This is a genomic window from Finegoldia sp. P3-F-LR (assembly GCF_052932165.1).
In genome coordinates, this window is the sequence record NZ_JBRFJE010000001.1 from 1 (window position 1) to 20,128 (window position 20,128).

At 28.5% G+C, this 20,128-nt stretch carries 22 protein-coding genes; 18 read left to right on the top strand and 4 right to left on the bottom strand.

What is annotated here, in order from left to right:
- Positions 1–132: 132 nt before the first annotated feature.
- Both ACU68U_RS00005 and ACU68U_RS00010 read right to left on the bottom strand, forming a co-directional pair.
- The gene (locus ACU68U_RS00005; RefSeq protein WP_094207087.1) at positions 133–408 is read right to left on the bottom strand and encodes a GIY-YIG nuclease family protein; all 276 of its coding nucleotides are present in this window, start codon (positions 406–408) and stop codon (positions 133–135) included.
- On the bottom strand, positions 408–1,025 hold the full coding sequence (locus ACU68U_RS00010; protein ID WP_094207088.1) for a regulatory protein RecX: 618 nt from the start codon (positions 1,023–1,025) through the stop codon (positions 408–410). Before ACU68U_RS00010 ends, ACU68U_RS00005 begins: the two co-directional genes overlap by 1 nt.
- Before the next feature lie 188 nt (positions 1,026–1,213).
- Between ACU68U_RS00010 and ACU68U_RS00015 the strand changes: the two genes are divergently transcribed.
- The 16 genes from ACU68U_RS00015 (at position 1,214) to ACU68U_RS00090 (ending at position 16,941) form a co-directional block, all read left to right on the top strand.
- On the top strand, positions 1,214–1,453 hold the full coding sequence (locus ACU68U_RS00015; protein WP_035109486.1) for a YdbC family protein: 240 nt from the start codon (positions 1,214–1,216) through the stop codon (positions 1,451–1,453).
- 8 nt (positions 1,454–1,461) lie between these two features.
- Positions 1,462–2,538: a metallophosphoesterase family protein gene (locus tag ACU68U_RS00020; RefSeq protein WP_094207089.1), complete on the top strand. Its 1,077-nt coding sequence runs from the start codon at positions 1,462–1,464 to the stop codon at positions 2,536–2,538.
- Positions 2,535–4,787: an ATP-binding protein gene (locus ACU68U_RS00025; protein ID WP_154271135.1), complete on the top strand. Its 2,253-nt coding sequence runs from the start codon at positions 2,535–2,537 to the stop codon at positions 4,785–4,787. The genes ACU68U_RS00020 and ACU68U_RS00025 overlap by 4 nt, the downstream gene beginning before the upstream one ends.
- Before the next feature lie 2 nt (positions 4,788–4,789).
- Positions 4,790–5,470, top strand: a complete 681-nt coding sequence (locus ACU68U_RS00030; protein ID WP_154271134.1) for a metallophosphoesterase — start codon at positions 4,790–4,792, stop codon at positions 5,468–5,470.
- 1 nt (position 5,471) lies between these two features.
- Entirely contained in the window at positions 5,472–6,014 is a 543-nt protein-coding gene (locus ACU68U_RS00035) for a class IV adenylate cyclase (RefSeq protein ID WP_094207092.1), read from the top strand.
- Positions 6,015–6,033: 19 nt separating this feature from the next.
- On the top strand, positions 6,034–8,100 hold the full coding sequence (gene topA / locus ACU68U_RS00040) for a type I DNA topoisomerase (protein WP_094207093.1): 2,067 nt from the start codon (positions 6,034–6,036) through the stop codon (positions 8,098–8,100).
- Between the two features lie 115 nt (positions 8,101–8,215).
- On the top strand, positions 8,216–9,028 hold the full coding sequence (gene rpsB, locus ACU68U_RS00045; protein ID WP_094203599.1) for a 30S ribosomal protein S2: 813 nt from the start codon (positions 8,216–8,218) through the stop codon (positions 9,026–9,028).
- 78 nt (positions 9,029–9,106) lie between these two features.
- Positions 9,107–9,781 (top strand): translation elongation factor Ts, encoded by a 675-nt coding sequence (gene tsf, locus ACU68U_RS00050; protein ID WP_094207094.1) that lies wholly within the window; start codon positions 9,107–9,109, stop codon positions 9,779–9,781.
- 122 nt (positions 9,782–9,903) lie between these two features.
- Entirely contained in the window at positions 9,904–10,623 is a 720-nt protein-coding gene (pyrH, locus tag ACU68U_RS00055; RefSeq protein ID WP_094205628.1) for a UMP kinase, read from the top strand.
- Positions 10,616–11,173 (top strand): ribosome recycling factor, encoded by a 558-nt coding sequence (frr, locus tag ACU68U_RS00060; protein WP_094207095.1) that lies wholly within the window; start codon positions 10,616–10,618, stop codon positions 11,171–11,173. The genes pyrH and frr overlap by 8 nt, the downstream gene beginning before the upstream one ends.
- A 232-nt stretch (positions 11,174–11,405) precedes the next feature.
- Positions 11,406–13,181: a C40 family peptidase gene (locus ACU68U_RS00065; RefSeq protein ID WP_154271133.1), complete on the top strand. Its 1,776-nt coding sequence runs from the start codon at positions 11,406–11,408 to the stop codon at positions 13,179–13,181.
- 99 nt (positions 13,182–13,280) lie between these two features.
- Positions 13,281–13,919: a helix-hairpin-helix domain-containing protein gene (locus ACU68U_RS00070; protein ID WP_154254160.1), complete on the top strand. Its 639-nt coding sequence runs from the start codon at positions 13,281–13,283 to the stop codon at positions 13,917–13,919.
- Positions 13,920–13,930: 11 nt separating this feature from the next.
- Positions 13,931–14,995, top strand: coding sequence for a selenide, water dikinase SelD (gene selD / locus ACU68U_RS00075; RefSeq protein WP_094207097.1), 1,065 nt, complete (start codon positions 13,931–13,933; stop codon positions 14,993–14,995).
- Between the two features lie 8 nt (positions 14,996–15,003).
- Positions 15,004–15,702, top strand: a complete 699-nt coding sequence (locus ACU68U_RS00080) for a response regulator transcription factor (protein WP_094205633.1) — start codon at positions 15,004–15,006, stop codon at positions 15,700–15,702.
- 41 nt (positions 15,703–15,743) lie between these two features.
- Entirely contained in the window at positions 15,744–16,328 is a 585-nt protein-coding gene (locus tag ACU68U_RS00085; protein ID WP_094207098.1) for a peptidylprolyl isomerase, read from the top strand.
- 1 nt (position 16,329) lies between these two features.
- Positions 16,330–16,941: a thymidine kinase gene (locus ACU68U_RS00090; protein WP_094207099.1), complete on the top strand. Its 612-nt coding sequence runs from the start codon at positions 16,330–16,332 to the stop codon at positions 16,939–16,941.
- 42 nt (positions 16,942–16,983) lie between these two features.
- Here the strand turns inward: ACU68U_RS00090 and ACU68U_RS00095 are convergent, their stop codons facing one another.
- Entirely contained in the window at positions 16,984–17,454 is a 471-nt protein-coding gene (locus ACU68U_RS00095) for an S-ribosylhomocysteine lyase (protein ID WP_094207100.1), read from the bottom strand.
- Between the two features lie 8 nt (positions 17,455–17,462).
- Positions 17,463–18,566 (bottom strand): rod shape-determining protein RodA, encoded by a 1,104-nt coding sequence (rodA, locus tag ACU68U_RS00100; protein ID WP_094207101.1) that lies wholly within the window; start codon positions 18,564–18,566, stop codon positions 17,463–17,465.
- Positions 18,567–18,650: 84 nt separating this feature from the next.
- Here rodA and ACU68U_RS00105 point away from each other — a divergent pair, with 84 nt between their 5' ends.
- Positions 18,651–19,484, top strand: coding sequence for a deoxyribonuclease IV (locus ACU68U_RS00105; protein ID WP_446762490.1), 834 nt, complete (start codon positions 18,651–18,653; stop codon positions 19,482–19,484).
- Positions 19,465–20,091, top strand: coding sequence for an endonuclease III (nth, locus tag ACU68U_RS00110; RefSeq protein WP_446762491.1), 627 nt, complete (start codon positions 19,465–19,467; stop codon positions 20,089–20,091). Before ACU68U_RS00105 ends, nth begins: the two co-directional genes overlap by 20 nt.
- Positions 20,092–20,128: the final 37 nt, after the last annotated feature.

A 20,128-nucleotide genomic window follows, 5' to 3' on the forward strand; every position in this document is an offset into this window, starting at 1 on the left:
TTATATGAGGTATTAGATTCTAAATACTCTTTTACCACTTTCGTTTTGAATTCTGTACTATATTTTGCCATTAAAAAACTGACCTCCTTTAGTTAGTTTTTTGGTCTAACTTTTGGGGGTCAGTTCACATACTTAAGCTTTTTTTAATATAGCATTAATTTCGTTTTCATTTGAATTTATTAGCTTTAACTTTTTATCACGAGTTAGACTTTTTGTTTTAATTTCTAATTTTAATGCATCACTTTTATTATCAATTTTTTTCATAAAAACATAGTTTACGGGAAGCCTTGCTCTTGTATATTTACTGGCTTTACCTTTATTGTGCATTTTAATTCTTTTTGAAAAATCATTGGTAATACCTGTATATAAACTTTTATCAGCACATTCTAAGATATATAGATAATACATTAATACATACCACTTACTTGTTTTGCAATATCGTAGCTGAAACCTTTTTGAAGTAAGAAGGTAACTATTTTATTTTTTAAATCATAGCCTTCATGCTTTTCTTTCCAAATATTGATTTTAGTTTCAACTATTTGAGTTGCTTTGTCTAACTCCATATTATATCCAAAAACTTCTTCTAAATAATCTTCATAAATTCTTTTATCAATACCTTTTTGGTATAAATCATTGATTATTCTTCTTTTACTGTAATTTGTTAGATTAATTTTATCGTTTATAAATATTTTCGCGTAGTTATAATCATCTAGTAAATCTAGCTCTTTTAATTTTTCTATAACGTCTTCAATAATTTCAGAACTAAATTTTTTTGATTTTAATTTTGTCGTTATTTCTTTTTCAGTTCGTAATTTATACGATAAAAAATTAAGACTGATTTCAAAAGCCTCTGTAAATTTTGAGATATTCAATAAATGAGTATATAATTCATCATCTATTATCATTTCGTTATGAATTTTATATTTTTCAAAATCATTGTAACTTAGTAAAAAACTTTCTTTTGTATCAGTATCAATTACGAACTTATCTTTTTTATCATTGAACTCAATATTATTTATTATCATTTTATCTCGTGTTCATTATTACATTTAGTATAAATGGAGCAACCATCATTGCTACCAAAATAAACGCTATAACTTGAGCTAATTTTTGTTTTTTCATTAAATTCACCTCTATGATATTCTAACACAAAAACATATATTTGCATATTTTAAAATAATGCTATAATATATTTATAAAAATGGAGGTAATTATGGCTGATTTAAAATTTGAAATAGTAGAAAGAATTGGAGTTTTATCTACAAAAGCTAACAACTGGAACAAGGAATTAAATATCGTAAAATGGTCTGATTACGATGCAAAATACGATATTAGAGAATGGAATCCTGATCATACAAGAATGAGTAAAGGTCTTACATTCACAGAAGAAGAATTAAGAGTATTACATGCATTAATTGAAGATGAATTAAAGCAATTAGATTCAGAAAAGTAGGATATATTTTGAAGTTCATACATTCAGCTGATTTTCACTTAGGCATGAAATTTGAAAAATCTTCAATTCCACAATCTATGTCTAAAATAAGAAGACAAAGAATTTGGACATCAGTTGAAAAATTAATCAAATATAGTATTGATGAAAATGTTGATTATATTTTTCTGTCTGGAGATTTGTATAATTTGGAAAATTTTAGCCTAAGTGATATGAATCGTTTAATTGATCTATTTTCTAGAACAAATTCACAAATTTGCATTATAGGTGGAAATCACGACCCGATTTATAAAGATAATTTATGGGACATGGTAAATATTAGTGATAATCTGAATATTTTCAAAAAGGATACTCTTGAAAAAATAGAATTTGATGACACTGATGTTTATGGGATAAGTTACAATAAAAACAATTACGATTTCATGAACATTTTTGATGATTTAAAACTAGACAAGTTAAAAACTAATGTTTTAATGATTCATTCTGATTTATTAAATGATAACAATTGTTATATGTTTTTTGATCAAGATAAAGTGAATAATTTGGGTTTTGATTATGTGGCTTTAGGTCATATACATAAACCGACTATTTTTAATGATAAATTTGTGTATCCAGGTTCTATTGAACCATTGAGTTTTAAAGAAAAAGGGATGCACGGTGCTGTTATTGGAAGTATAGTTGATAATAGACTTGACATCGATTTTTTAGATTGCTCAGAATCAAACTTCAATGAATTTGACTATAATATATCAGATAAATTTAGTTATTATGATTTAGTGGGTACATTGTCTAAATGTTTAGTTGAAGATAAGAAAAATTACATTAGAATTAATTTAAATGGACAATTAGAAGAAGGGCTTGATCTAGATATAGATTCTTTACAAGAAAGTTTAAAAAAATATTGCGAATATGTAGAAATAATTGACAACACAGAATCTAATATAAATTTGGATAAAATTTATGAATTTAACAGAAATAATGTGTTGGGTTATTTTATTGAGGAAACAAAAAACTTGGATCAAGAAGATCCTGTGGTTAAAAGAGCAATTAATTTAGGAATTAAGTCCTTAATGGAGAATAATTTATGAAAATTATTAGATTAGATTTGATATCATTTGGAAGATTTAATAATTACACAATTGAGTTTGGAGACAAATTTAATCTAATTTACGGGTTAAATGAGTCAGGAAAGACCACTATATCCAAATTTATAGAAGGTGTATTTTATGGATTTGTTAAACCTTACTTAAAGAGAACTGTATTTACTGAAGACTACGAAAAATATCGCCCTTGGAATAGCGAAAACTATGAGGGCAGTGTTTTAGTGGAGAAAGATAATAAGAGATATGTAATTTATCGTAATTTTAAAGAAAAATATTTTAATATTTTCAATGAGACTACTGGTAATAACGAAACTGAACTAGATGGTTTTAATCAAGATAATTTATCATTTCCTGGTGAATACTTTTTTAAAATGCCTTCAGATATCTTCAAATCCACTGTTTTTTCTAATTTGAAAGAATTAGATGCAGAAAATAAGAATGTAAGTTCTATTGTTGATATGCTATTGAATTCATCAGATAGCAATAATGATTCTGTTTCATTTAAAAAAGCTCTAGATAATCTGGAAAAGATGAAATCAAATATTGGGACTAAACAATCTAAGGCAAAACCTTTGGGGAGTTTATATCAAAAAAAGTTTGATTTAGAAGATGAAATCAAAAATATTAATAAAGACAAAAAAGAATATGAAGATAGTTTAAATAAGTTAAATGAGTACAAGCTTAGACACGAGAAACTTCTTTTAAATAAAGAAAAATTAGTTAATTTACACAAGAAGAACGATATAGAAAAAATAGAAGATGCAAAAAACTATAAAATGCAGATTTTAAAAGAAAAAGCAAGTTTATTAGACAAAGTATCAAAGATTAAATACATCAATGACATTGACGAAGATGATGTCAATAATTTGGAATATCAAAATAAATTATTAAACGATAATAGAATTACATTTAATGAGTTATCGAAGGAAAAGAAATTATTAAGTAAGGACTATTACCAATTAAAAGCAAAACTTAGTAATTATGAAACTATAAGAGATTATATTGATGAAGTGAATAATTTAATTAAAAAATTAAATGGAATTTCTAAATTAAAGATTAAATTACTCATTATTGGAGTTATAGTTACATTAATTATTGCCGGAATGATTTATATGACGGGTTATACAAAAGAAATAGTTATTGCTCCTGTATTATTTGTTCTTTATTATATTTTGGTTAGTATATCCAATAAGTTTAAGAAATTATCGTACAATCGTCAATTAAATAAGATTGTGCAAAAGGTTAATCAAATTACTAATATGAGTTATAAAAATTACAATGAAGTAATTAATGACTTTAGATATGACTCAAACATGGATAAAAGCATTGATTATTTGAGCAAACTTGAGGTACAGCTTCAAGATATTGATTCAAAATTGGATTCAATTATAAATGAAGATGAAAGTTCCAAGTCTAAAATCAACAATATTTTATCTTCATCAAGAAATTTGAAGAACATAGATGTTGAAGATTATAGAAGAAAAAAAATAGAGTATAACCAATTGATGGATAGAATTTCTGATAAAGATGCTCAACTTCAAAAGATATCATCTGAATATGATTTTAGTATCTTATTAGAAGATGTTAATTCAGATTCAATAAAACTTGAGGATAATGATATAAAAGACATCAACTTACTTAATAAAGAAATTGACGAATCTATTGAAGAAAATGCGAAATTATTTGAAAGGACTAAAATACTTGAAAAATCTGTAAATCTTCTATTGGAAAAAGAAGAAAGATTAGCAGATATCAATGAGAATATTCAAAAATACGAAAGTGAAATTACATCTATAGAATTGGCTATGGATTTGATCAATAAAAGTATAAATAAACTACACAAAAATTTTATACCTAGAATTAACAAGAAAGTTTCAGAAATGATGGCTTATTCAACTAAATATAAGGACAAATTTAGGGTTGATGAAAATTTAGATGTCAGTATTTATGATGGAGTAAAATTTTATGAACAAAAACATTTAAGTTCTGGAACATTTGACTTGCTTTCTGTTTTTATTAGAATAAGTGTGCTTGAAGAATTAATGGGTCTTGATTATTTGATGATACTAGATGATTGTTTTGTTCAATTAGATGATGTAAGATATAAGAAATGTCTGGATTTGTTATTTAAAATTTCAAATAATAATCAAATAATACTTTTTTCTTGCCAAAACAGAGATGAGCAATTGTTAAATGAACTAGACATAATATATAAGAAAATTGAGTTAAAGTAATTATGATATATGCAATGGGTGATTTACATCTGGATTATACAAAAGAAAAATCAATGGATGTATTCGGTGATAATTGGGATAATTATGAAGAAAAAATATTTCGTAATCTAGAAAAATTAAATGAAGAAGACATTATACTTATTCCAGGAGATATTTCCTGGGCAATGCAACTAGATGATGCTTTTGTGGATTTGAAAAGAATCGATAAGAGTCCAGGCAGAAAGATTTTAACTAGAGGTAACCATGATTATTGGTGGTCTGGTATAAGCAAATTAAGAAAATTAGATTTAGAATCTATTAATTTTATTCAAAATGATTCATTGGACTTAGGAAATATCAATATATGTGGATCACGAGGATGGCTTGATCCAACTAGCAAAGAAGCTACAGAAAAAGATGAAAAGATTTTTCAAAGAGAAATTTTGAGAGTGAATATGAGTTTAGAAAGTGTCCGAAATAACAACGATATTATTATTATGCTTCATTATCCTCCTTTTGATATCAATAAACAACCTAATGCGTTGTTTAATTGTTTGAAAAATTATAATGTTACAGATTTAATATATGGACATTTGCACGGATATGGACATCAAAATGTCGTCGAAGGAACAATAGACGGAATACATGTACATTGTGTGTCCTCGGATTATATTGATTTTAAAGTTAAGAAAATTAGGGAATAAAATGGAAAAAGAATTAGAATGCAAGGTATTTACTGATGATTTTAATGGTTTGATGGATAAAGCTATTGAAATGGGAGCTAAAATGATTGCTCATGAAATTCAAGAAAATATTTTAATTGAATCTAATAATTTTGATTTAATTGATAGTAGTGATTATCTTAGAATTAGAATTTCAAAAGATATTTTTAATAATGAAAACAAGAAATTTCTTACTTACAAGAAGAGAGTTAATGATACAAACGTTAGACATTATGATGAATATACTATAGAGTTTGATAGCGAAGAAAACTTGAAACAAATATTAAAATTTGTTAAATTGGATAAGCAATCTTCATCTAAGAAAGAAAGAAAATCTTTTGAGTTTATGGATGCAAGACTGGATTTTGATTGCTGGGATAAAGATTTTTATCCGTATCCATATTTAGAAATTGAAGTAAAAAATGAAGAACATTTAAATGAGATAATAAATAAATTAGGAATAAATAAAGATCAAATTTCAACTGAATCTATAAGTGAACTAAGATCGAAATTACAAGAAAGTTAACAGAAAGGATAGACTTTTAATGGCAAACAAAAAGCTAGTGGTAGTAGAATCTCCGACTAAAGCAAAGACAATTCAAAAAATGTTAGGGTCAGGATATAAAGTTGTAGCTACAATTGGTCATTTAAGAGATTTACCAAAAAGTAAACTAGGCATAGATATAGAGAATGATTTCGAACCACAATATATTAATGTGCGTGGTAAGGCCAGTGTAATCAATTCTTTAAAAAAAGATTACAAAAATTCTCAAAAAATCTTCTTGGCAACCGACCCTGATAGGGAAGGAGAAGCTATTTCTTGGCATTTGTGCTATTTATTAGATATAAATCCAGAGGAAGAAAATAGAGTAAAATTTCAAGAGATAACTAAAGACTCTGTAAAAGAAGCAATAAAAAAACCTGAAGCTATCGATTTAAAATTGGTAGATGCTCAACAAGCAAGAAGGGTTTTAGATCGTATAGTAGGTTATAGCATTTCTCCATTATTATGGAAGAAAGTTAAATCTGGACTAAGCGCCGGTAGAGTACAGTCTGTAGCCTTAAGATTAATTTGTGAAAGAGAAAAAGAGATCAGAGAGTTTGAACCAGAAGAATACTGGTCTATTCATGCAAATTTATCCAAGGGAAAATTCGAATTTGATTCTGAGCTATATTATTCAAAAAACGATAAATCTAATAAAATCAATATAAAAAACAAGGATGAAGCGGATAAAATTTTAAATGATTTGTCAGATAATTTTGTTGTAGATTCTATAAAACAACAAAAAAAATCTAGGAAACCTTACGCTCCTTTTACTACTTCTACACTTCAACAAGAATCCTATAAAAAGTTGTATTTTCAAACTTCTAAAACTATGAGAATAGCTCAACAGTTGTATGAAGGAATTAGTTTGGGTAGCGAAGGTTCAGTAGGTTTGATTACTTATATGAGAACGGACTCAACAAGAATTTCTCATGTTTGCGTGAGTGATTGCCTAGATATTATTAATAATCTCTACGGAAAACAATATGCCACAAAAGGATACGATTATTCTAAAAAGAAAAAAGGATCACAAGATGCTCATGAAGGTATTAGGCCTTCGTCAGTAAAAAGAAGACCGAATGAAATTAAAAAATATTTGACAGATGATCAATACAAATTATATAAATTGATTTGGGAAAGAACTGTTGCTAGTCAGATGAAAGATGCAAGATATTTATCTACATCGATAGATTTTGATAACAATGGTTATACTTTTAGATCTAATGGTAACGTGGTGATTTTTGACGGTTTTACAAGAGTATATTCTTTGAATACCAAAGATAGCGAATTGCCTGAATTAAAGGAAAAAGATTCTATAATTTCAAAAGAAATAGGATCTAAACAACATTTTACTAAACCAAAACCTAGATACACAGAAGCAAGCCTTGTAAAAACACTTGAAGAAGATGGCATTGGTAGGCCAAGTACTTATGCATCGATTATAAGCAGTATTTTGTCTAGAAATTATGTTGAATTAAAAGAGAAAAAATTTTATACAACAGAAATCGGAGAAAAAGTTTGTGAATTTGTAGTTAAATATTTTGATTCAATTATTAATGAAAAATTCACTGCTGAAATGGAGAATGAATTAGATAATATTGCTGAAAACGACGTTGAATGGAAAAAAGTAATTAGAGATTTTTATGATGGATTTAATGAAGATTTAATCAATGCAAAAAATGCACAAGATAAATTTAAAGTTAAAGACGAACCAATTGGACGCAAATGCCCTGAATGTGGCAGTGATTTGGTAATAAAACATGGGAGAAATGGAAAGTTTATTGGTTGCAGTGCTTTTCCTGATTGCAAATATACTGAAACTATTGTAAAAGATACTAAAGTAAAATGCCCAAAATGTGGTCACAGAATAATAGAAAAAGTTTCTAAAAGAGGTAAAGTTTTTTATGGATGTGAAAATTATCCAAATTGCGACTTCGCTTTATGGGATAAGCCTACAGGTGAGAAATGTCCTGAATGTGGTAGTTTACTAGTTCATAGAAAAAATAGGCATGGAGAATCCATTCTTTGTTCTAATGAAAAATGTGATTATAAAAAGCTTGAAAAATAAAAGCATATATGATATACTTTGAAAGTAAAACACACAGCCGATGATACTGATGCAGTTGCTTAATTGTCGCATTTGTAGATGAGTCGTCTGGAGGAAAAAAACGGAGGTAGAAAAAATGTCAGTAGTATCAATGAAATCATTGTTAGAAGCTGGGGTTCACTTTGGACATCAAACAAGAAGATGGAACCCAAAAATGTCAAAATTTATATTTACAGAAAGAAATGGAATCTATATTATAGATCTTCAAAAAACTGTAAAACAAATTGATGATGCTTACAATTATGTAAGAGACATCGTCGCAGATGGTGGAGAAGTTCTTTTCGTAGGAACAAAAAAACAAGCTCAAGAAGCAATCGAAACAGAAGCTAAAAGATGTGGACAACATTATGTAAGCCAAAGATGGTTAGGTGGTATGTTAACAAACTACAAAACTATCAAAACAAGAATTAATAGACTTCACCAATTATATGAAATGGAAGAAGATGGAACTTTCGATCTTTTACCTAAAAAAGAAGTTAGCCAATTAGAAAGAGAAAGAGAAAAACTAGAAAAAAACCTTGGTGGTATTAGAAAAATGACAAAAATGCCAAGTGTACTTTTTGTAGTTGATCCTAAAAAAGAATACATTGCTGTTCACGAAGCAAAAATATTAGGAATACCAGTTGTAGGTATCGTAGATACTAACTGTGATCCAGACGAATTGGATATTGCTATTCCTGGTAACGATGATGCAATTAGAGCGGTTAAGCTTTTAACTTCTACAATTGCTGATGCTGTTATTGAAGCAAATCAAGGTCGTGAAGATTCAGAAGAAGTTTATTCTGAAACTGAAAATGATACAGAAGAATCTGAAAACGAAGAATCAGTATCAGAAGAAGATTTAAAAGAATTTGTTGAAAATTCTGAAGAACAATCAGACGAAGAATAATAAAAAATAAGCGACGGTTAAACTTAAAATTAAATAATTGTTTGACAGTCGCTTTTTAATTCAATTGGAGGTAATAAAATGGCACAAATTACTGCTAGTATGGTAAAAGAATTAAGAGAAAAAACTGGCGCAGGAATGATGGACTGTAAGAAAGTCCTAACTGAAGCAGATGGAAATATTGAAAAAGCAATTGACCTTTTGAGAGAAAAAGGACTTGCTGGAGCAGAAAAAAAAGCTGGAAGATTAGCATCTGAAGGTATTGTTGAAACTTATATTCACGGTGGAAAAATTGCTGCTATTGTTGAAATCAATAGCGAAACTGATTTCGTTGCAAAAAATGAAGAATTTAAGGATTTCGCAAAAGATATAGCAATGCAAGTTGTAGCATCAAATCCAAAATACGTAAGTCGTGATGAAGTACCATCTGAAGAAGTAGAAAAAGAAAAAGAAGTATTAGTTCATCAAGCTATGAACGAAAACGACGGAAAAAATATTCCTGAAGATAAAGCAAAAATGATTGCTGAAAAGAAAGTTGAAGGAAGAATAAACAAATTCTACTCACAAATTTGTCTATTAGAACAACCATTCATTAAAGATCCTAATAAATCTGTAGAAGAATTATTAACAGATTTAATTGCAAAAATAGGTGAAAACATTAAAATTCGTAGATTTGCTAGATTTGAAGTTGGCGAAGGTTTAGAAAAGAAAAACGAAGATTTTGCTGAAGAAGTAAAAAAACAAATGGGTCAATAAAAATTATTGCTGCAATTTCTATATTGCAGCTTTTTTTATTTTACATAGTATCATATTGATTTTAAAATGTTAATTTGGTATGATTAATTAAAGAAAACCTTATTATTAATTAGGAGGAAATTTTGAGTTTAAAATATAAAAGAGTTCTACTAAAATTAAGCGGTGAAGCTTTAAGTGGAGACCAAGGACACGGATTAGATGATGATATTATAGAAAATATTTGCGATTCTATAAAAGCTGTCCACGAAGAAGGATTAGAAATTGCTATTGTTGTTGGTGGTGGAAATTTCTGGAGAGGAAGATCATCTAAAATTGACAGAGCTACATCGGACTCAATGGGAATGTTAGGAACAACAATAAATGCTTTGAGATTGCAAGCATCTTTGGAAGCAAAAGGTATTCAAACAAGAGTACAAACAGCAATAGATATGAAACAAGTTGCAGAACCTTATATTAGAAGGAGAGCGATAAGACATATTGAAAAGGGTAGAATTGTAATTTTTGCTGCAGGAACAGGATTACCATATTTTTCTACTGATACAACAGCTGCGTTAAGAGCAGTAGAAATTAACGCTGATGTTATTTTAGCAGGTAAAAGAGGAACAGATGGTATATACGATTCTGATCCTAATAAAAATAAAAATGCAATCAAATACGATAAACTTACTTATATTGATATTTTAAACAAAGGCTTAGGAATAATGGATGCAACAGCTACATCACTTTGCATGGAAAATAATATGGGATTAGTAGTTTTTGGTATAGATGATCCTAAAAATATAATTAGAGTTTCTCATGGAGAAAATATTGGAACAATTGTTGAGGGGGATAAAAATGAGTAAACAAATTTTAAAAGATATGGAAACAAAAGCTGAGAAAACATTGCATGCTTTAAGGGAAGAACTAAAAACAGTAAGAGCTGGTCGTGCGAATCCTAGCGTATTAGATAATATTATGGTAGATTATTATGGGACATCAACACCTTTAAAACAAGTTGCTACGATTTCTGCTCCAGAAGCTAGATTACTTACAATTCAGCCATGGGATAAATCAATAATGAAAGAAATTGAAAAGCAAATTCAAGCATCTAATTTGGGAATCACTCCTTCAAATGATGGAAGTATTATAAGATTACCATTTCCACAATTAACTGAAGACAGAAGAAAAGAATTGACAAAAGTCGTTAAAGAATACGGCGAAAAATCTAAAGTAACTATAAGATCTATAAGAAGAGATTTTGTAGACGATGCAAAAAAAATGGAAAAAAATGCTGAAATATCTGAAGATGAATTACACGTATTATTAGATGATATTCAATCATTAACAGATAAGTTAACAAAAGAAATTGACAATATTGTTTCTGATAAAGAAACTGAACTAATGGAAATCTAAAAAGTTAATATTAAATAAAAAATCTATTCATCATGTTATGAATAGATTTTTTATTTAATTAAATCTTTATCCTGAATTAACTTATATAAAAGTGGAGAAATCAGTAATTATGACAAAAATGTTACAATTATTACTTTTTTGAAACTTATTTGTAACTTTTTTGTTGAATTTACTTGACATATTTTTTTAATTCTTTTAATATTATCTTAGGATGTATTAGGAGGAAGTTAATATGAACAAAAAAGGACTTGGCTTATCTATCGGATTAGCTTCAGTCATAGCTGTAGGAACTTTTGTATCGCCTTATTTAAGTTCCACAACTTTAATAGGAGACAATAATGTTGAATCTAATAAATTAAATGATTCTAAATATTCAGTTGCAATAAAAAGCAATGATGTATTGACTCCAAATGCTGAAAAAGAAGAAAAAGAGAAAGCTCTTAAAGAAATAAGAAATTCACAAGTAAGAAACGTATTAAATGATTCCACAAAAACTATATCTAATAAACAAGCTGAGAAAGTTAAAGAAGAAATTAATTCGGATGTAAAACAAGTTAGAAATAATAAACAAGAATTAAAGACTTCTGCCGACAATAACGTTTCTACATACAAAAAAAATAGTGAAAAAGTAGATACAAAAAAAGATGAATCTAAAAAAGTGAAATTATCTACTGCAAATGTTGGGAAAATTTCAGAAGGTAATGAGAATTCAAAATCAAGCCTAAAGAAAGAAAAATCTGAAGTTGCTTCATTAACTCTTTCAAGAAATTCTGAAAATGAAGAAGAAAAGATTTATTCAAATATAACAAAATCTACGACAGGTGATTTATTTGTAAGAGAAAAGGCGGATAAAGAATCTGAAGCAATAGGTGTTTTACCAAAAGATACAAAAGTTGTTGTTAAAGATGATGGCAATAAATCATGGGCAAAAATAAGCTATAAAAACAAAGAAGCATACGTAAGTAAAGACTTCTTGACCAATGAAAAATCAAATAAAAAAGTAGTTTCTGAAGCTAAAAAACAAGTTTCAAAAAATAATCCTGAAGTTAAGAAAGTAAAATCTGAAGTAAAATCTAAATCTACTGAAAAGTCAGTAGATATGTGGGTAAAATCTCCAGTTTATCTAAGAAGTGAAAAATCAATCAGCTCTAATAAACTAGGTGTATTAGAGAAAAACACTAAAGTACAAGGTGTAGTTGAAGATGGATGGTTCAAAACTTCTGTAAATGGAAATAATGGTTTTATTAGTATAAAATACTTGCAAAACACTAAAATTGAAGAAAAGAAAAATGATGAACTTCAAGTTTCAGAAGTTAAAAACAAAGAACAAGTAAAGAAATCAAATTCTACAAAATTTGAAGGAGCTAACTATACTGGATATGTAAAGGAAGCTGTAAATGTTAGAGATAAAGACAGCATGGATTCTAACGTAGTTTCTGTATTAGAAAAAGGTACTAAAGTTAGTGGTATCAAAGGAAAATATTGGTTAAAACTTTCTGAAGGAAAATATATTTCTGTAAATTATATTCAAGACAATAAAGTTGAATCAAACCAAACAAAAAACACAGAAGTTAAAGATTCTTACAAAAAAGATTCTAATTCTAAGATTGTAAGATCTAATGAAGGTGGTTCTGGCAGTGCTGTAGCTCAAGCAGCTTATAATTATTTGGGAGAAAGATATGTTTGGGGTTCTGCACAACCAGGAGTAGGATTTGATTGCTCTGGATTAACTAGTTATTTATATAATAAAGTTTGCGGTATTTCTCTTTATAGAAATTCAGCTGCACAATCAAATAATGGATATCCTGTAAGTAAAAGCAATTTAAAACAAGGAGATTTGTTATTCTTTAGTACAAATGGATCAGGTAGTATTTCTCACGTAGGGATTTATGTTGGTAATGGAAAAATGATTCATGCATCAACACCTTCAACTGGTGTAATTATTTCAGACATTGACTCAAACTATTACTCAAATACATTTGTAACAGCAAGAAGAATCTTAAACTAAAATCATAAGCTATTGGCATTTAATGCTAGTAGCTTTTTTTATTGGACGAATTGCTTGAGCATATGATATTATAGAGTATATAGATATAAGAGGCGCACTATGAATTTCAATTTTTCTAAAGATAAAATTTTAATTGGTATAGCAATAATTGTTTTAGCTGGTTTTGGTTACTATAAATCTAATTCAGATAATTTGAATCACAATCAAATTCAAGCTTTAGTTGATACAAAATCAACAGAAAGTGTAAATAAGCAGTCTGAAAATAGTGCACATAACAGCGAAGATAATTCTACTAAGATGTGTCAAATAGATGGTTGTGTAAACAAACCTGGTGTCTATCATTTTAAAAAAGATGATAGAATTAAAGATATCGTTGAACTAGCAGGTGGATTTAAACAAGATGCTGATACGAAAAGTGTAAATTTGGCGATGAAGCTAAAAGATGAAATGAAGATCTATATTCCTTCTAAATCAGAAACTTCAAAAGAACAAAACAATGATACACAAAGCTCTGATTTAGTTACAATAAGAGATAATAACTCAAGTAATCTTGTAAATATTAACACCGCTGATAGTAATAAATTGCAAACATTACCAGGTATTGGACCTTCCAAAGCTAAAAAAATAATAGAATTTAGAGAGAAAAATCAATTTAAAAAAATTGAAGAAATAAAAAATGTAGATGGAATAGGCGATAAAACTTTTGAATCATTGAAAAGTTTAATAACTATAGATTAAAGGAGATAAAAATGTTAGACAAAAAGTACAAAACAATTAAACCAGAAGATGTCAAATTAACTGAGTTTACTCAAACAGCTGGATGTGCAGCAAAGATAGGACCTGGTAAATTAGCTGAGGTATTAAGTCATCTTGAAAAAGTAAATGACGATAATTTAGTAGTAGGATTAGATACAAGCGATGATTGTGCTGTATACAAAGTAAGAGATGATTTATGTTTAATTCAATCTCTAGACTTCTTTACGCCGGTTGTTAATGACCCATATACATTTGGTCAAGTAGCTGCGGCAAACTCTTTAAGTGATTTATATGCTATGGGTTCAGATCCATTGTTAGCTTTAAATATTGTTTGTTTTTCAGATTGCATGAATCAAGATATTTTGGTTGAAATCTTAAAAGGCGGTGCTGATAAGGCTAAAGAAGCGGGATGTCTGTTAGTTGGTGGTCACACAATTCAAGATGATGAACCTAAATATGGATTGTCTGTGACAGGGATAAACCATCCTGATAAAGTTTGGGCCAACTCTACAGCTAAAGTTGGAGACGTGGTTGTATTAACTAAAAAATTAGGTGTAGGAATTGTAAATACTGCTATAAAAGGTGGAATGGATAATCAAAAATTATTTGATGAAGTTATCAAATCTATGTCTACTTTGAATAAATACGCTAAGGAAGCCTGCGATGGACTAGAAGTTCATGCTGCTACTGATGTAACAGGATTTGGTTTGTGCGGCCATGCACTTGAAATGGCTAAGGGATCTGATTTAACAATAGAAATTGACTCACAAAACTTACCTATTTTTGAAGGAGTAGAAGAGTTTGTTAACTTAGGATTAGTTCCAAAAGGAGCTTATGACAACAGAAACTTTATCAGAAATGATGTAAAAATCAGCAAAAATGTTAGTAGCTTTGTAGATGATTTGGTCTTTGATCCCCAAACATCAGGCGGATTATTAATTGCATTATCTAAGGAAGATGCTGATAAACTTGTAGAAAAATTACATGAATCAGGCCAAGTTGGAAGTATAATAGGAAGAGTAAAGGAAAAAACAGATCACTTTATTGAAGTAATCTAATTAAACTTATGAAACTTAGAATTCTGTTAGTTTTTCCATCTAATGTGTATAAAGATGAGATCATTTTGAATTTCTCTAATGATGAAAATTATGAAGTTTCAGAATGTTCTACAATTGAAGATGCACTTGAAAAACTAAAAAAAGGTTACTATGATTTTTTGCTTAGTGATATGAATTTTTCGGATGGTACAGGCTTAGACTTCAAAAAAGAAATTAGCAAATTATATTCCATTCCGACAATTTTTGTTAGTGACGAATCAGATGATATGAAAAAAATCCTAGCGTTAGAATATGGCGCAGATGATTATGTAGTTTATCCATTTAATATGCTTGAGTTAAAAGCAAGAATTAGAGCAGTTCTTAGAAGAACGAAATCAGATTTAGTAAATGACAATAATAAAACAAGCATAATACAAATCGGTGAATTTGAATTTAATTTAATATCAAGAACTGTAAAAAGATATGGTCAATATATAGAATTAACAGGAAGAGAATTTGAATTGCTATATGCACTTGTTTCTAATAAAGATAAGGTTCTTTCAAGGAAGGAATTGGCTGCGAAATTATGGGAAGATGCACAGTCTCATATCAGGACTGTTGATGTTCACATTAAAAGATTGAGAGAAAAAATCAAAGATAACGAATCATTAATAATTAGAACAAAATGGGGAGAAGGATATTACTTCTCATCAAATACAAAAGTTTAAACTGCTTTTTAAAAAGCAGTTTAATTATTTATGGAGGGAATATGTATCAAACTGATATACCTAAAAAAGATCAATTAATTGCAAATATAATTACAAACATGGGAGAAATAAAAATTTGTTTGTTTGAAAATGATGCTCCAAATTGTGTAGAAAATTTTGTAACTCATGCAAAAGAAGGATATTATGATGGAACTATTTTTCATAGAGTTATTAAAGATTTTATGATTCAAGGAGGAGATCCACAAGGCACAGGCTATGGTGGTGAAAGTATTTGGGAAAAGCCTTTTGAAGATGAATTTTCTGATAATTTGAAAAATATAAGAGGAGCTTTATCAATGGCTAATTCTGGACCGAACACTAATGGATCTCAATTTTTTATAGTTCAAAATACTTCAATTAGAAAAGATTATATTAAATATCTTGACGAATGTGATTTGGATGAAGAACAAAAAGAATACTATAAAAATAATGGGGGATGTTTTTGGTTAGATGGAAAACATTCTGTATTTGGTCAAGTTTATAGTGGAATGGATATTGTAGACAAAATTGCTAACGCAAATACTGACTTTTCAGATAAACCGTTGGATGATATTATTATTCAATCAATAGAGATTTCAAGGAATTAATATGCATCAATATAGAGGCAAATTAATAGTGCATACTGGATCTATGTTTTCTGGAAAAACATCTAGTTTATGGAAAGAAGTGAATAGGTTTAAAATAGCTAAATATAATGTAGTTGTGTTTAAGCCGAAGATGGATTCTAGATATTCTAAGGAAAAAGTAGTAACACATGATAAAAACGAAATTGAAGCAATAAATGTCGATAATATTGACGATATAGTTGAATATACAAAAACTCATGATGTAAATGTCATTGCTATAGATGAAGTACAATTTATTAATTCAAAAGCAGATCATTTTGTAAAACAAATTAACTATCTTTTGGAAAAAGGATTCACAATTATTGCTGCTGGACTTGACATGGACTATAAAGCCAAGCCATTTCAACTTGTTAAGGAATTATTGCCTATATGTGATTACGTCGAAAAACACCACGCTGTGTGTGCTGTGTGTGGAAATGATGCATGGGTAAGTTATCGTATATCAGACGATAAAAACAGAATACAGTTGGGTGCTAGTGAGGCATATATGCCATTATGTAGAAAACACTATATTGAAAAAATGAATGAAAAGAAGCTAACAGAACTACAAACAACATATTTAGATAAAGATTAAAAAAATAAAAACACAATTTAGTATAACTAAATTGTGTTTTTTCTATTCTGGGTAGATTAAATTTTCTGTTTTAATAGAATTTAAAACCTTCAAGTACTTATCAGAATAGAATTTTGCCATATTTAAATTCATATCTGAATAGTTGCCACAGTCCTTTGCTGATTGACCAGGTATATCGCCTTCGTAATTAGATATGAATTCAAAGAGTTCTTTAACTAAATCTACGATATCTTCAGATTTTTTATCTCCGACCAAGATTAGATAAAATCCTGTTCTACAACCCATAGGACCAAAATAAATAACTTCATTTTCAAGTTTATTTCTTAAAAATGTAGCGGCTAAATGTTCTATTGCGTGAACTTCTGCTGTGTTCATAACAGGTTCTCTGTTAGGCGCAGTTATTCTTAAATCAAAAGTAGTTAATACTTCATTATTTAAGTAATCTTTTCTTGATACATAAATTCCTGGTAATAATTTTAAGTGATTAATTTTAAAACTTTCTATTTTATTCATATTTCCTCCTAAATAAAGTTCAATGGGTCTTTTTGAATTGATGAAGATATTATCAATCCAATTGAAATTAAGTTGATAATTTGAAATGTTCCACCATAACTAAAAAATGGTAAAGGGATACCAGTTATTGGCATTACCCCAATAGTCATTCCAATATTTTCGAATATGTGGAATAAAAACATTGCTGCAAATCCAATAGTCAATAATTTTGAGTATAAATTATCTGAGTTTTGAGCAATAACCACACATCTATAAAGCATAAGGGCATATAATAAAATCAATATAAATCCACCTATAAATCCAAATTCTTCAACTAATACTGCAAAAATAAAATCTGTTTGTTTTTCAGGAATAAAATTATATTGACTTTGAACTCCGTTTAAGAAACCTTCACCAGTTAATTTTCCTGATCCTATTGCTATTTTACCTTGGAGAGCTTGCCATCCAGTATTCGATAAATCTCTTTCAGGATGAACAAAATTTAATATTCTATCTCTTTGAAATTGATCAAGCCTCAAGTATAGAAAAGGTAAACTGATTATACCTAAAATAGTTGCTCCTATTAAATATTTCCAATCAATTCCAGCTGTAAACAACATTACTATTATTATGAATGTATACACCATAGCTGTTCCTGCGTCTGGTTGTTTTAAAATTAGAGCGACAGGAATGAAGGCAAAAATTAGTATTTTTATTAAAATTTTAGGATTATTAAGGCTGTTCTTGTTAGATTCTATAATATTTGCTAGCGAAATAATAAGAACTATCTTCATTATTTCAGAAGGTTGAAAATTAATTGGTCCAAACTTAAACCAACTTCTTGCACCCCATTCATCACCAACACCAAAAAATAAAACTAGAACCAGTAAAACATTGCAAATTATGTACATTGGAATGTTAAGTTTTTTTATTATGTGGTTGTCTAGTGAAATTATAAAAAAAACAACAATTATTCCTATAATTGTAGCTATTAATTGTTTTCTGAAATAATGGTTTGAAAGACTTGATCCAGCACTATATAATACTACAAGACCGTAAATAACAAGTATTAAAACGCTTATAATTAGAGTTTTATCTATTTTTGATATATTTTTTTTGCTAATATTAAACATGTCTCACTTCCTCAACTAGTATTATAACATATTAAAATATTAAGGTGTGATATAATAATGATTTAGAGGTGATTAGGAGGTTTTATGAACAGAATAGGATGTCATTTATCTACATCAAAAGGACTTCACAAAACTATAGAACAATGCTTAGAAATAAATGCTGACACTTTTCAATTCTTTCCACGAAATCCAAGAGGATCTAAGTCTAGATTAATTCCTGATAGAGAAATAGAAAAATTTTTGAAGCTTAGAGATACTCATGATATAAACGAAATAGTATGTCATGGAGCATATACCATGAATTTATGTAGTGATAGAGAAGATTTAAGAGAATTGGCAATTCAGCTTATTAATGAAGATATGAAAAAAATTCAAAATCTGAAAATTGATAAATACGTTCTTCATCCAGGAAGTCATAAAAATCAAGGCATTGAGAAAGGACTTGATTTAATTGTAGAAGGCTTGAATCAAATAGATGTTTCAAATGGTCAGAAGATATGTATTGAAACTATGAGCGGAAAAGGTAGTGAAGTTGGATTTGATTTAAATCAAATTGCTTATATTATTAGTAATGCTAGTATTCCATTGTATGTTTGTATCGATACTTGTCATTTGTTTAGCTCAGGAATTAAACTGGTTAATTTTGATGATTATCTTGATGAATTTGACAAGTTAATTGGTATTGAGAAAATAAAAGTAATTCATTGCAATGATTCTATGATGCCATTTGGAGCAAATAAAGATAGACATGAAAAGTTTGGTAAGGGATTGATTGGAGAATCAGACCTTTTTAATGTAATCTTTAATGAAAGGTTAGAGGGTAGACCAATAATACTGGAAACGCCTAACGACTTAGATGGATATAAAATTGAAATTGAAGAATTAAGGAGAAAGTTTCATGAGTTACGAGAAAATTAATAAAATTTTGGATGATTTAGATAGCTTATATCCTAATGCAAAAGCAGGTTTAGATTTTACTACTCCGTTCGAATTATTAATTGCCACTATTTTATCAGCGCAATGTACAGATGTTAGGGTTAATAAAGTTACAGCTGTTTTATTTAAAGAGCACAATACCCCTAAAACAATATTAGACTTAGGAGTAGATGGATTAGCAAAATACATCAAAAGCTGTGGACTATACAAGACAAAATCAAAGAATATCATTAATACATGTAATGTTTTATATCATGATTATGACTCAAAAGTTCCAGATACTATTGACGAATTAATGAAATTACCAGGAGTTGGTAGAAAAACAGCTAATGTAGTTGTAAGCAATGCATTTGGAATACCCGCTATAGCTGTGGATACTCATGTTTTTAGAGTAACTAACAGAATTGGAATTGTAAATGAAAAAGACGTATTGAGTACTGAAAAGGCGTTGATGCAAGAAATACCAAGAGACAGATGGTCAAAAAGTCATCACTTATTTATTTGGCATGGAAGAAATCTATGCAAGGCTAGAAATCCAAGATGTGAAGAATGTATATTGAATGACAGATGTAAATTTTACAACTCTTAATTAAAAAAACTATTGACAGATATCTTTTTTGATGTTA

Coding starts and splice junctions, on each gene's coding strand:
- ACU68U_RS00005 (WP_094207087.1), bottom strand. CDS start 408: ATGTATTATCTATATATCTTAGAATGTGCTGATAAAAGTTTATATACA.
- ACU68U_RS00080 (WP_094205633.1), top strand. CDS start 15,004: ATGAAACTTAGAATTCTGTTAGTTTTTCCATCTAATGTGTATAAAGAT.
- frr (WP_094207095.1), top strand. CDS start 10,616: ATGAGTAAACAAATTTTAAAAGATATGGAAACAAAAGCTGAGAAAACA.
- tsf (WP_094207094.1), top strand. CDS start 9,107: ATGGCACAAATTACTGCTAGTATGGTAAAAGAATTAAGAGAAAAAACT.
- ACU68U_RS00095 (WP_094207100.1), bottom strand. CDS start 17,454: ATGAATAAAATAGAAAGTTTTAAAATTAATCACTTAAAATTATTACCA.
- rpsB (WP_094203599.1), top strand. CDS start 8,216: ATGTCAGTAGTATCAATGAAATCATTGTTAGAAGCTGGGGTTCACTTT.
- ACU68U_RS00085 (WP_094207098.1), top strand. CDS start 15,744: ATGTATCAAACTGATATACCTAAAAAAGATCAATTAATTGCAAATATA.
- ACU68U_RS00025 (WP_154271135.1), top strand. CDS start 2,535: ATGAAAATTATTAGATTAGATTTGATATCATTTGGAAGATTTAATAAT.
- ACU68U_RS00090 (WP_094207099.1), top strand. CDS start 16,330: ATGCATCAATATAGAGGCAAATTAATAGTGCATACTGGATCTATGTTT.
- ACU68U_RS00035 (WP_094207092.1), top strand. CDS start 5,472: ATGGAAAAAGAATTAGAATGCAAGGTATTTACTGATGATTTTAATGGT.
- ACU68U_RS00030 (WP_154271134.1), top strand. CDS start 4,790: ATGATATATGCAATGGGTGATTTACATCTGGATTATACAAAAGAAAAA.
- rodA (WP_094207101.1), bottom strand. CDS start 18,566: ATGTTTAATATTAGCAAAAAAAATATATCAAAAATAGATAAAACTCTA.
- ACU68U_RS00065 (WP_154271133.1), top strand. CDS start 11,406: ATGAACAAAAAAGGACTTGGCTTATCTATCGGATTAGCTTCAGTCATA.
- topA (WP_094207093.1), top strand. CDS start 6,034: ATGGCAAACAAAAAGCTAGTGGTAGTAGAATCTCCGACTAAAGCAAAG.
- ACU68U_RS00015 (WP_035109486.1), top strand. CDS start 1,214: ATGGCTGATTTAAAATTTGAAATAGTAGAAAGAATTGGAGTTTTATCT.
- ACU68U_RS00070 (WP_154254160.1), top strand. CDS start 13,281: ATGAATTTCAATTTTTCTAAAGATAAAATTTTAATTGGTATAGCAATA.
- selD (WP_094207097.1), top strand. CDS start 13,931: ATGTTAGACAAAAAGTACAAAACAATTAAACCAGAAGATGTCAAATTA.
- nth (WP_446762491.1), top strand. CDS start 19,465: ATGAGTTACGAGAAAATTAATAAAATTTTGGATGATTTAGATAGCTTA.
- ACU68U_RS00105 (WP_446762490.1), top strand. CDS start 18,651: ATGAACAGAATAGGATGTCATTTATCTACATCAAAAGGACTTCACAAA.
- ACU68U_RS00010 (WP_094207088.1), bottom strand. CDS start 1,025: ATGATAATAAATAATATTGAGTTCAATGATAAAAAAGATAAGTTCGTA.